This window comes from Flavobacterium sp. ALJ2 (genome assembly GCF_015594725.1).
Taxonomy (GTDB): Bacteria; Bacteroidota; Bacteroidia; order Flavobacteriales; family Flavobacteriaceae; genus Flavobacterium.
Map to the genome: position 1 here is coordinate 229,440 of NZ_JADNRC010000007.1, position 12,265 is coordinate 241,704.

Annotated in this window: 13 protein-coding genes; 2 read left to right on the forward strand and 11 right to left on the reverse strand. The window is 33.3% G+C overall.

Translation table 11 applies throughout. The features are described 5' to 3' along the window. Window positions 1–36: 36 nt before the first annotated feature. Together IUY40_RS10405 and IUY40_RS10410 are read left to right on the forward strand one after the other, a co-directional pair. Window positions 37–378 (forward strand): heavy-metal-associated domain-containing protein, encoded by a 342-nt coding sequence (locus IUY40_RS10405; protein ID WP_195736798.1) that lies wholly within the window; start codon window positions 37–39, stop codon window positions 376–378. 129 nt (window positions 379–507) lie between these two features. Then, entirely contained in the window at window positions 508–1,191 is a 684-nt protein-coding gene (locus IUY40_RS10410; RefSeq protein ID WP_195736799.1) for a VTT domain-containing protein, read from the forward strand. 273 nt (window positions 1,192–1,464) lie between these two features. On the opposite strand, the gene groL is transcribed toward IUY40_RS10410, so the two are convergent. From groL to glpK, 11 genes are all read right to left on the reverse strand, one after another. Then, entirely contained in the window at window positions 1,465–3,093 is a 1,629-nt protein-coding gene (gene groL, locus IUY40_RS10415) for a chaperonin GroEL (protein WP_195736800.1), read from the reverse strand. Between the two features lie 92 nt (window positions 3,094–3,185). After that, on the reverse strand, window positions 3,186–3,461 hold the full coding sequence (locus IUY40_RS10420) for a co-chaperone GroES (RefSeq protein ID WP_195736801.1): 276 nt from the start codon (window positions 3,459–3,461) through the stop codon (window positions 3,186–3,188). Window positions 3,462–3,603: 142 nt separating this feature from the next. After that, on the reverse strand, window positions 3,604–3,945 hold the full coding sequence (secG, locus tag IUY40_RS10425) for a preprotein translocase subunit SecG (protein ID WP_195736802.1): 342 nt from the start codon (window positions 3,943–3,945) through the stop codon (window positions 3,604–3,606). 3 nt (window positions 3,946–3,948) lie between these two features. After that, window positions 3,949–4,890 (reverse strand): tetratricopeptide repeat protein, encoded by a 942-nt coding sequence (locus IUY40_RS10430; RefSeq protein WP_195736803.1) that lies wholly within the window; start codon window positions 4,888–4,890, stop codon window positions 3,949–3,951. A gap of 77 nt (window positions 4,891–4,967) precedes the next feature. Then, the gene (locus IUY40_RS10435) at window positions 4,968–5,471 is read right to left on the reverse strand and encodes an LptE family protein (protein WP_195736804.1); all 504 of its coding nucleotides are present in this window, start codon (window positions 5,469–5,471) and stop codon (window positions 4,968–4,970) included. Window positions 5,472–5,539: 68 nt separating this feature from the next. Then, entirely contained in the window at window positions 5,540–6,799 is a 1,260-nt protein-coding gene (locus IUY40_RS10440; protein WP_195736805.1) for a sigma-54 dependent transcriptional regulator, read from the reverse strand. A gap of 127 nt (window positions 6,800–6,926) precedes the next feature. Continuing rightward, window positions 6,927–7,523, reverse strand: a complete 597-nt coding sequence (locus IUY40_RS10445) for a hypothetical protein (RefSeq protein WP_195736806.1) — start codon at window positions 7,521–7,523, stop codon at window positions 6,927–6,929. A 43-nt stretch (window positions 7,524–7,566) separates the two neighbouring features. Further along, window positions 7,567–9,012: a tRNA (N6-isopentenyl adenosine(37)-C2)-methylthiotransferase MiaB gene (gene miaB, locus IUY40_RS10450; protein WP_195736807.1), complete on the reverse strand. Its 1,446-nt coding sequence runs from the start codon at window positions 9,010–9,012 to the stop codon at window positions 7,567–7,569. Window positions 9,013–9,186: 174 nt separating this feature from the next. Next, window positions 9,187–9,978, reverse strand: a complete 792-nt coding sequence (locus tag IUY40_RS10455; RefSeq protein ID WP_195736808.1) for a hypothetical protein — start codon at window positions 9,976–9,978, stop codon at window positions 9,187–9,189. Between the two features lie 29 nt (window positions 9,979–10,007). Then, a complete protein-coding gene (locus tag IUY40_RS10460; RefSeq protein WP_195736809.1) occupies window positions 10,008–10,736 on the reverse strand; it encodes an MIP/aquaporin family protein in 729 nt (242 codons plus the stop codon). A 27-nt stretch (window positions 10,737–10,763) separates the two neighbouring features. Further along, entirely contained in the window at window positions 10,764–12,260 is a 1,497-nt protein-coding gene (gene glpK, locus IUY40_RS10465; protein WP_195736810.1) for a glycerol kinase GlpK, read from the reverse strand. Between the last annotated feature and the right edge of the window lie 5 nt (window positions 12,261–12,265).

Sequence of the window (12,265 nt, forward strand, 5' to 3'; positions counted from 1 at the left end):
AATTAATTATAATAAACCTCTTAAAAATAAAACAAAATGAAGAACGTATTAATAGTGTTAGCAGTTGCTTTTTTCTCATTTGCCGCTCAGGCACAGGATAAAAAGAATAAAAATGCAAAATATGAAACAGAAGTTAGTGGTAATTGTGAGCATTGTAAAAAACGAATAGAAAAAGCTGCTTTTGGAGTTTCAGGAGTGAAATCTGCAACATGGGATGTTAGTACTCATAAACTAAGTTTAATCTTGAACGAAGAAAAAACCGCTCCTGTAGATGTGAAAAATGCTATAGCTAAATCAGGTCATGATACTGATGTTACTAAAGCAGCACAAGATGTTTATGACAGGCTTCCGATGTGTTGCAAATATGAAAGAAATTAATATTGAAGCTTAACTTAGAATTTGTGCTTTTTAGCGTTAATAAAACTTTAAAATACCTCAATCTATTGTGACTAAACTAATTTATTATTACTTTCACCAACTTATAAATTTAACAAATAAATCGCTTATATGAATAATTTTGATTGGGCTCAATTAATTAATCCAGAGTTTTATATTACCCTTACCTTAGGTGGAGTTCAAATTGGTTTATACATTGTTATATTTATAGTTTTTGCCGAAACAGGACTTTTTGCAGGTTTCTTTTTACCTGGTGACAGCTTACTTTTTTTAGCAGGAATTTATAGCCGTGAATTAATTGAGAACATGGTTTATATAGAAAATGATTTTATAAATGTTTTTCTTCTTTCTCTAATGGTTGCTATTTCAGGAATTTTTGGTAATATGACTGGATATTGGTTTGGAGCCAAAAGCGGTTATTATTTATTTAAAAAAGAAGATACTTTTTGGTTTAAGAAGAAATACTTATTGCAGTCAAAAGATTTCTTTGAAAAATACGGTGGTAAAGCTATAATCTATGCTCGTTTTTTACCAATTTTTAGAACATTTGCACCTATAGTTGCTGGAATTGTATCTATGGATAAGAAGAAATTTATGTTCTATAATATATTAAGTTCATTTTTATGGGCTTTTATTTTAATATTTTCAGGACATTACCTTTATGGAGTGTTTTTGAAACAAGGAGTTGATCTAAAACAGCATATCGAATACATTATTATAATTATTGTTATCATAACGACTTTTCCAGTTTTAATGAAGTTGCTAAAGAAAAGACCAGCAGATAAAATAGAATAGATAGTAAAACAAAAATCCGAAGCTAATAAACTTCGGATTTTTTATTTCTACTAAGAATAAAATGGAATTATTCATTACATGAAGTAATCCGTTAGTTGTTTGGATTGTCTTCTTTAATAGAATAGCGACCAAAATTAAGATTATATCCATTTAAGGGTAGTAGTGTTTTATATTGCAGAAAAAGGAGATGGTTTAAAATCAAAGCAAAAAAAAATCCGAAGCTATAAAACTTCGGATTTTTTATTTCAAGACTTTTGTAAGTCAGGAATGGTATTACATCATTCCTGGCATACCACCACCCATTGGGTTTCCGCCTGCATTATCTTCTTTAATATCAATCAACGCACATTCGGTAGTTAGAATCATACCTGCTACTGAAGCAGCATTTTCTAAAGCTACACGAGTTACTTTTTTAGGATCAATAATACCTGCTTTAAGCATATCTACATATTCGTCAGTTTTAGCATTGTATCCAAAATCACCTTTACCTTCGGCAACTTTAGCAACTACTACAGAACCTTCAAGACCTGCGTTTTCAACGATAGTTCTTAATGGCGCTTCTACTGCACGTGATACGATTTGGATTCCTGTTGCTTCATCAGCATTGTCAGCTTTTATTTCGCTTAAAGCATTTTTAGCTCTTAACAAAGCAACTCCACCACCTGCAACAATTCCTTCTTCAACAGCTGCGCGAGTAGCATGTAATGCATCATCAACTCTGTCTTTTTTCTCTTTCATTTCTACTTCAGATGCAGCGCCAACATAAAGAACAGCAACACCACCAGCTAATTTAGCTAAACGTTCCTGTAATTTTTCTTTGTCATAATCAGAAGTTGTAGCTTCCATTTGACCTTTAATTTGGTTTACACGATTTTTGATCATGTCTGCTTCACCTGCGCCACTTACAATTGTAGTGTTGTCTTTATCGATAGTTACTTTTTTAGAAGTACCTAGCATTTCGATTGTAGTATTTTCTAATGTATACCCTCTTTCTTCAGAGATTACAGTTCCACCAGTTAAGATAGCAATATCTTCAAGCATTGCTTTTCTTCTGTCACCAAAACCAGGTGCTTTTACAGCAGCAATTTTAAGAGCTCCACGTAATTTATTTACTACTAGAGTTGATAAAGCTTCGCCATCAACATCTTCAGCAATAATTAATAATGGTTTTCCTGATTGAGCTACTGGCTCTAGAACTGGTAAAAGTTCTTTTAAAGAAGAAACTTTTTTGTCATACAAAAGGATGTATGGGTTCTCTAATTCTACTTCCATTTTTTCAGGATTAGTAACGAAATATGGAGATAGATATCCTCTGTCAAACTGCATTCCTTCTACAACATCTACGTAAGTATCTGTTCCTTTTGCTTCTTCAACAGTAATAACACCTTCTTTTCCAACTTTTGCGAAAGCAGTAGCTATTAACTCACCAATTACTTCATCATTATTTGCAGAGATAGATGCAATTTGTTTTATTTTTTCTGAATCACTTCCTACAACTTTTGCTTGTTTAGCCAAGTCTGCAACGATAGTTTCAACAGCTTTGTCAATTCCACGTTTTAAATCCATTGGGTTAGCTCCAGCAGCTACGTTTTTCAAACCTTCTTTTACGATTGCTTGTGCTAAAACTGTAGCAGTTGTAGTACCGTCTCCTGCTAAATCATTAGTTTTTGAAGCTACTTCTTTAACCATTTGAGCTCCCATGTTTTCTAATGGGTCTTTTAATTCAATTTCTTTTGCAACGGTAACACCATCTTTAGTTACGTTTGGTCCACCAAAAGATTTCCCGATGATTACGTTACGACCTTTTGGTCCTAAAGTTACTTTTACAGCATTTGCCAATGCATCTACACCACGTTTTAATCCGTCACGTGCTTCTATATCAAATTTTATATCTTTTGCCATTTCTTTTAATTTAGTTTAAGGTTTGAGTTGTTTCAGGTTTTCCCCTGATACTTTATTCATGAGATTTAAAGCCTGTAAGCTTGAGGCTTTTTTTAAATGATCGCTAAGATATCATCTTCACGCATAATCAAATAATCAGTTCCTTCATGTTTTAATTCAGTTCCGGCATATTTACCATAAAGTACTGTATCTCCAATTTTCACAGTCATATTGTGGTCTTTAGTGCCATTTCCTACTGCTACAACAGTTCCTTTTTGTGGTTTTTCTTTGGCAGTATCTGGAATAAAAATCCCTGACGCAGTTTTAGTTTCTGCTGCAACTGGCTCAATAAGTACGCGATCTGATAGCGGTTTAATGTTTAAAGTCATGATTTTATAATTATGTTATGTTTATAATTTTGTTTACTTATAAACTTTCAGAAACTATGCCACCTTGGATAAACTGACATTATTTCTTATAAAAAATGCCAGCTTTGACAGGCTGGCATTTTTATATTTTATAAAGGATATATTATTTTGCTGGATTAGTCGCAGCAGGTGTTTCTTGAACTGGAGCTACAGGCGTTGTGCTTGGAGCTGTAGTAGTAGATTTCTCAATAAGTTTAGATTCTACATCGCTTAATGATCCTGTAAAGCTTAAGCTAGAAAGTAAGATTAATGAAATTAAGATTGTAGCTAACGTCCAAGTACTTTTGTCTAAAAAGTCAGTTGTTTTTTGTACGCCACCTAACATTTGAGATCCACTAATTGTTGAAGATAATCCTCCGCCTTTAGGGTTTTGAACCATGATTACTACGATCAATAGAAAACAAACTATTGTGATTAAAACTAAAAAAATTGAAAATGTGCTCATTGTTTAATTATTATTGTTATTTTGTTGTAATGTCTTAATATCTGATATGCGGTCTGCAAAGAAACTAATTTTTTCTGGATATTTCAAAATTAATATTTCATATGCTTGTATTGCTTTTGTATATTTTTTTTGTTCTAAATATACTTTGGCCAAAGTCTCAGTCATTAAGTAAGAATTATCATCTTTATTGATGTCTATCTGAATGTTAGCTGCAACTGTTGTGGTCGATTTTACAGGAGAAATTTTCGGACTAGTTTCGATGAACTTGTCAATTAATTCAGCTTTCTTCTTTTTTTCTTCGTTGATTTCGATTAATACAGCGTCTGTTTCAACAAGTGAAACGTCTTGTTTATTCTCTTTCTTCTTCTCTTTTCGTTCAATAGGCTCTGTTCTAGAAAGTTGAAGCCACTCTTGAAAAGAATGTTTTTCTTTTGCAGAAAAATCCAGAGGCTTACCTAATTTTAGATTTTCTTCTGCAGTTTTTATGGCCTGTTCTGTAGTTTTTACATTTACTTCAATATTTGGTATTGAAGCTTCTTTTATTGAAGTAAGGATGGATTGCTCAATAGGATCTATAAATCTAGTTTCTACTTTTTCTATTATTTTTTCTGCTATTGCAATCTCAGGCAAAAGGTGTTCACTATCAATGACTGTTATATCTAAAAGGGCCAAAGCTTTTTTATCGTAATATTCTTTCTGAATGGTTAAAAAATTCTCAGAAGTTATAAAATCAAATAAAATAGCTCTATCTGTTGTATGTGCGGCAGTAACTTTTAAGGCATAATTATACTTAAAACTGTTTTGACTATAAAGGCCTTTTAATCGCAATGCTCTTGCACTTTGAAAATAAGGGAATTCATTCAATACATTACCTAATTCATCTGTGTGCTTTTCGGTAATAGCATCAGGTCTATTTATTAGGTAAGTATATTCGTTAACATTCATTACTTTTTTCTTTAATCGTTGAAATTATTTATTAGTTTAATTAATTGTGTCTACTAGTTGATTTAACAAATTAACTTTTACCATTTTGCCAATGACTCATTAAATATATCTTGGGTAATACGGTCAAGAATTTCTTTAATAGCTGTGTCCTTTATAGCTCCCATAAGTTGATCTTGTGCAGGATAATCATAATAAAATTCGAATGATTTTTCAAAATCATCTGTTTCTTTCTTTCTATTAGTGAATCGTACATTTACACGAATTTTTAATCTATTTTGTGATGCCTGCTGATCAGCAGTTGCAGTCATCGGGGTAATTCGGTAGTCAGTAATTTCTCCTTCATAGACTAGATCTCCGCCTGAACTCACTAAGTTTAGGTTGGTTTGATTTTGGATTAAATCCTGTAATTGTAAAGTAAAAGTACGATCCAATCCTGGTTCAATTAAATCAGCATTGTTCTGGAAGTAATTTACTTGAAATGTTTTTGCATCTATTTTACCAGTTCCTGTAAAGTTGTAAACGGAACAACTACTAAATGTAAAAACAATTGCGATTATAATTAGGTACTGTATATTTCTCATTTTATTTTTTAAAAGCCTAAAGGTATTTGTTTTAGTTGTCAATTTTTTCACAATTTAGAGGTGTTATTTTACAAATCGAATTGTTTTATTTTTCTATACAAAGTTCGTTCCGAAATTCCTAGTTCATCTGCTGCAGCTTTTCGTTTTCCTTTGTTTTTTTCTAATGATTTTTTAATCATTTCGATTTCTTTTTGCTCTAATCGTAAAACCTCTTCCTCTTCAATTGTTTCTGCAAATAAATAATTATCTTCATTTGAAGACTGGTATTGTTCTTCCCGATTTGGAGTGGTCATAACAGCTGTTCTTGGTTCTTCTTCAAAATCAATTTCGCTATCATTTTCTTGCGAACCATATATTTTTTTGATCAAATTTTTATTGGCTTCTTGTACATTTGTACTACCATTTTGCATTAATTCCAGTGTAAGTTTCTTTAAGTCATGCAAATCGCTTTTCATGTCAAAAAGGACTTTGTATAAAATCTCTCTTTCGGTATTAAAGTCGCTATCGTTTTTCTTGTCATTAATTACTGAAGGTAAATTTGGACCCTCAGTAGGTAGGTAGGATTGTAATGTTGCAAGTGTAATATCACGATTCGTTTCTAGAACTGAAATTTGTTCGGCCACATTTCGTAATTGACGAACGTTACCGTTCCATCTAAATTTTTGTAACAGTTGAACAGCATCATCATCCAGTTTTAATGGAGGCATTTTGTATTTATGAGCAAAATCGGATACGAATTTTCTAAACAATAAGTGAATGTCTTCTTTACGCTCGCGTAATGGAGGTAAAGTGATTTCAACTGTACTCAGACGGTAGTATAAATCCTCACGAAATTTACCTTTTTCGATAGCATTGAATAGATTTACGTTGGTTGCGGCTACAATTCTAACATTAGTTTTTTGTACTTGTGAAGAACCTACTTTTATAAACTCACCATTTTCAAGTACACGAAGTAATCTTACTTGTGTTGTTAGTGGTAATTCTCCAACTTCATCGAGGAATATAGTTCCACCATCGGCAACTTCAAAATAACCTTCACGTGTATTTGTAGCGCCTGTAAAAGCACCTTTTTCATGACCGAATAATTCACTATCAATAGTTCCTTCGGGGATAGCACCACAATTTACAGCAATGTATTTCCCATGTTTTCTATGTGAAAGTGAATGTATAATTTTTGGAATACTTTCTTTACCAACACCACTTTCACCAGTTACCATCACCGAAATATCGGTTGGCGCTACCTGAATTGCTTTTTCTATGGCGCGATTAAGCTTAGGGTTATTTCCAATAATTTCGAATCGCTGTTTTATTGCTTGAACTGTTTCCATTTATATTTTTGTTTCAAGTTTTTATTTGTCTCAGGTTTTAAGTTTAAAAAAGCCGAAATAACTTAAACTTTTTTTAATTCGATATATCTAGTATCTCTTAAATATACTACTTTATTGCTTTTAAATGCTAATGCGAAACGATTAAAGCGGAATAAGTTGTACTAAGGTTGTCCTTTGAAAGGGTACCTTTTAGATTAGAATTATAAATTAACATGGAATTTTTAGGGGTAATCTTTGCTTGAGATTTTTTGTTAGAATTTAACTTATTGGTTCCTAAATATTCTTTTGTTAAAACTATGCTGTTTTCTTTTATTTCACCTTCTGTTATTGTTTCTTTATCGAGTACGCTTAGATTATTCCAATTTCTTTTTGAGTTTATTGGTATAACTGGGTAAAGGAGGTAAAATAAAAATGGGCGTTTTTCCTTAATTTTTATCGTTTTAAAAAATTCCTGTTTGATTTTTATTGTGTTTCTATCTGTTGTAAAACTTCCATAGATTGATGTGGCAAATTTAAGGTTACTAATAGAATCTTTAGGTAGTTTTTTTAACTCTGCAAAATATACTAAACTATCTTTGGAACTAAAAAAATAAAGATTTTGATGATTATTTTCAAGTTCTTCAGAATATATTCCATCAACTTTTAAAAGTGATTTATTTGGAGTCGGCTTTTGTTCGGCAACTTTTTTTGTAGAATTACAGGAAATTGTAATTACTAAAAGCACGAGAAAGGCAAACGTCTTTGATTTCATTTGTATAATTTAAGTTTTAATTCATTTCAGAATAACCTACTGCATTTCCTTTTAACGTTCCAGAAGTACAAGAAGTGATTTCTACTAAAACAAAATCACCAATTTTATAATTTTCTTTTGGGAAAACTACCGTAATACTTTGTGAATTTCTTCCAGAGAATTCTTCAGTTGATTTTTTTGAAATTTTCTCAACGAGAACTTCTACGGTTTGTCCTATGAATTCTTCAGAACGAAACCAAGCATGTTTTTGTTGTAAATCAACAATTTCTTGCAATCTTCTAGCTTTAGTTTCTTCGGTAACATCATCTTCCATTTTTCTTCCGGCCAAAGTTCCAGGGCGTTCGGAATAGGAATACATATAACCAAAATTGTACTTCACATATTCCATTAAGCTCATTGTATCTTGGTGATCTTGCTCTGTTTCTGTTGGAAAACCTGCTATCATATCTTGCGATATTGAACTATTTGGAATTATTGTTTTGATTTTGTCAATCAAAGTCATGTATTCCTCACGTGTATGCAAGCGGTTCATCTCTTTTAAGATTCTGTTACTTCCAGATTGAACCGGTAAATGGATGTGTTTACAAATATTAGGATATTTTGCAATAATATGCAAAACACTTTCATGCATATCTTGTGGATTAGAGGTTGAGAAACGAATACGCATTTTAGGATAAGTCACAGCTACCATTTCTAATAATTGGTCGAAATTTACTGCAGTTGCTTTTTGCATATCTGATGCACTAACAAAATCCTTTTTCAATCCACCACCATACCATAAGTAGCTATCTACGTTCTGACCTAATAGTGTAATTTCTTTAAAGCCTTTATTCCATAAATCCTGAATCTCATTCATGATACTCTGTGGTTCGCGACTACGTTCACGTCCGCGGGTAAAAGGCACCACGCAAAACGTACACATATTATCACAACCACGTGTGATTGAAACTAAAGCTGTGATTCCGTTGCTCATTAATCGAACAGGTGAAATGTCACCATAGGTTTCGTCTTTTGATAAAATTACGTTTATCGCATCACGACCTTCTTCGACTTCGTTTAATAAATTAGGTAAATCTTTGTAAGCGTCAGGCCCAACAACAAGATCTACTATTTTTTCTTCTTCTAGAAACTGACTTTTTAAACGTTCAGCCATACATCCTAAAACTCCAACCTTCATTTTTGGGTTAATACGTTTTACGGCATTGTATTTTTCTAAACGTTTACGAATTGTTTGTTCAGCTTTGTCACGAATAGAACAGGTGTTTACCAAAACTAAATCGGCTTCTTCAAGAACCGAAGTTGTGTTGTAGCCACCATCTGATAAAATTGAAGCTACAATTTCGCTATCCGAAAAATTCATAGCACAACCGTAGCTTTCTATAAAGAGTTTCTTAGTATTCTCAGGTTTATTTTCTAAAACAAGACTTTCTCCTTGTTTACTTTCTTCAATAATCTTTTCCATAAGGCACTTTCAAAAGTGTATTTTAATAAGGGCACAAATGTACAATTATTTGCGTGATTATGACAAGATGTCAGACGAAGATTTAACATTGTTTTGTAATTTTACGTAACATGAAAAAACTCTCTTTTGGAATAAAGAGAGTTTTAGCAAACAAATTAAAAAAACGAAATGAGTTTAGAAGAGATTGACATCTAGTTGCAATCGGGCAATTTTGTTCTCAGGGTTCCACATTGCGGTTGCAGAAACAGGTAGTTTATAATTGAAAACAGAAATTTCTTTGGTAGCTTTTATTCCAGTATTTACAATCCCGAAACTGCTTTCTGCTTTATTTGTGTATAGAAATTTATCTCCATTAAGTGCATAACCTGCTCCTAAAAAAACATCTAGATTTACTTTTTGATTTTTAATGACTGGATAACTTAACTCGGTATAAGTTGAATACTTGCTTTTGTAGCTGTTATCGCTGTTCAGCTCTCTGTCTTTTAAGCCGCTGTAAAGTATTATGTCAACTTCTACTCGCAATGGGAATGATTCTGGGAAGCGATAAGAAGTTCTTAAGTCTATAAGATGTGTACTTGTAAGTTTATTGTAATTAAACACTTCAGGATTTTCAATTCCAGTAGTGTTAAATAAATCCCATAATCCAATTGAGAAATTATTTTTTTGATATTGAATATAATAGTTTATTTCACGGTATTTTCCATCAAATCCTGCACCACCCCATATTCCTACAGTAAAATTTCTTTCTTTATCAAATGTATAATGAATATTTCCAGTAGCGGTCATACCGTCATTAATGACAAGTCCTCTCCATAAGTGACTTGTTTTTAAGTCAACATTAAAGTCTAAACGGGATGGTTTTGTGTTTTCTGTTGAAATAAAGCTACTATCTGAAGCGACTGTTTTTTGAGCATGTCCAGCTAGCCCTATAATCGAGATTATAGATAAAAATAGTGTTTTTTTCATGGTTTTTTATTTTATAAAAAAAAAAGATATTAAAGTAGTGTCATATATAAGAGTGCTGCTAAACCTGATCCTATGATTGGTCCTATAATCGGAATCCATGCGTAGTCCCAGTTGCTACTTCCTTTAAAAAGCAGAGCGTGTGTGATACGAGGACCTAAGTCTCTTGCTGGATTAATTGCATAACCTGTAGTGCCACCTAAAGAAAGGCCGATTGCCCATACTAAAATGGCAACTGGTAAAGCGCCAATGGAGCCTAATCCTATTTTAGTGTCAGTAGCGGTACCTATGCTGAGTTCTGGACCTGCAATGTAGAAGATTACAAAGATAAGAACAAAAGCTCCGATTATTTCACTGATCAAATTTGAAACGTTGTTTCTAATGGCAGGTATTGTACTAAAGCAGGCTAGTTTTGAACCTTCATCTTCGGTTATAGAAAAATGGTCTTTATGAAACAGCCAAACTAAGAATGCGCCTAGCATAGCGCCTATTAATTGAGCAATGATGTATGAAGCGACTTGACTCCAAGCAAATTTCCCTATGAGAGCTAATCCAATTGTTACCGCAGGATTCAGGTGTGCACCACTAATTGGTCCTGCAACTGTTACGCCTACAAAGACAGCAAATGCCCATCCGGTAGTAATTACTATCCATCCAGAGTTGTTTCCTTTTGTTCCTTTAAGAACCACGTTTGCTACAACACCGTTACCTAATAAGATAACGAGCATTGTGCCGATAATTTCTGCAATAAATGGTGACATCTTCTTGTGTTTTTATTGGTTTATCTTCTAATCTTCAATCCAATTTGTAGTACGTCCAACAGCTTTGTTCCAGTTGTGTACTAGTTTATCTACTTCTGCTCTTGGCATTTCTGGAGAGAATTCACGGTCAATTGACCATTGTTCTTGCAGTTCGTCTATGCTTTTCCAGTATCCTACAGCTAGTCCAGCTAAGTATGCAGCTCCCAATGCTGTTGTTTCTAGAGTTTTAGGTCTAATTACTTTAAAGCCGAATAGATCAGATTGAAATTGTAACATTAAATTATTGACAACCGCTCCACCATCTACTCTTAATTCTTTTCCTTTATTTCCGAAGTCAGCTTCCATTGATTTTGCTAAGTCAAATACTTGGTAAGCAATACCTTCTAAGGTTGCACGTGCTATGTGTGCATTTGTTGTTCCTCTGGTGATACCGAAAATTGCGCCTCTGGCATATTGATCCCAATAGGGCGCGCCTAATCCTGTTAAAGCGGGAACAAAATAGATGCCGCCATTGTCGGGTACACTTGCTGCTAAAGTTTCGATTTCATCCGATGAATTAATCATTTTCGCACCATCTCTTAGCCATTGTACTGCTGCTCCACCTACAAATACACTTCCTTCTAGGGCATAAGTAGTTTTCCCATTTATTTTCCAGGCAACTGTTGTAAGTAAATTGTTTTTAGAATAAACAGGTTTGTCTCCAGTATTCATTAGCATAAAACAACCTGTTCCGTAAGTATTTTTTACCATTCCGGGCTCGGTGCATAGTTGTCCAAAAAGAGCCGCTTGTTGATCTCCAGCTACACCAGATATTGGAATTTTTGTAGAAAATAAGGTTGTACAAGTTTCCCCATATATTTCACTACTTTGTTTTATTTCAGGTAGCATTGCTCTCGGAATATTAAATAATTCCAATAATTCGTTATCCCATTCTAATGTGTGAATGTTCATTAGTAGCGTTCTGCTTGCATTAGAAACATCTGTCATAAACATTTTTCCTCTAGTTAGTTTCCAGATTAGCCATGTATCTACGGTTCCAAAACATAGTTTTCCTTGTTCTGCTTTTTCGCGAGCACCTTCAACATTGTCTAGAATCCATTTTAATTTAGTTCCAGAAAAGTAAGCATCTAGTTTTAATCCAGTTTTTTCTTGGATCATGTCTGAAAGACCTTGAGCTTTTAATTCGTCGCAATATTTAGCTGTTCGACGATCTTGCCAAACAATAGCATTGTATAAAGGTTCGCTGGTTTCTCTATCCCAAACAATCGTTGTCTCACGTTGATTTGTGATTCCGATTGCAGCTATTTCTTTTCCTGAAATTCCCATTTTTGCAATAACTTCGGCTGCCACACTAATTTGTGAATACCAAATTTCATTGGGATCATGTTCTACCCATCCTGGTTTTGGAAAGATTTGTTCATACGTTTTTTGAGAATTGCTTACAATTTTGCCATCATGGTTGAATATGATGGCTCTAGAGGAGGTAGTACCTTGGTCTAGTGTTAGGATAAATTTGTTTTCCATAATAA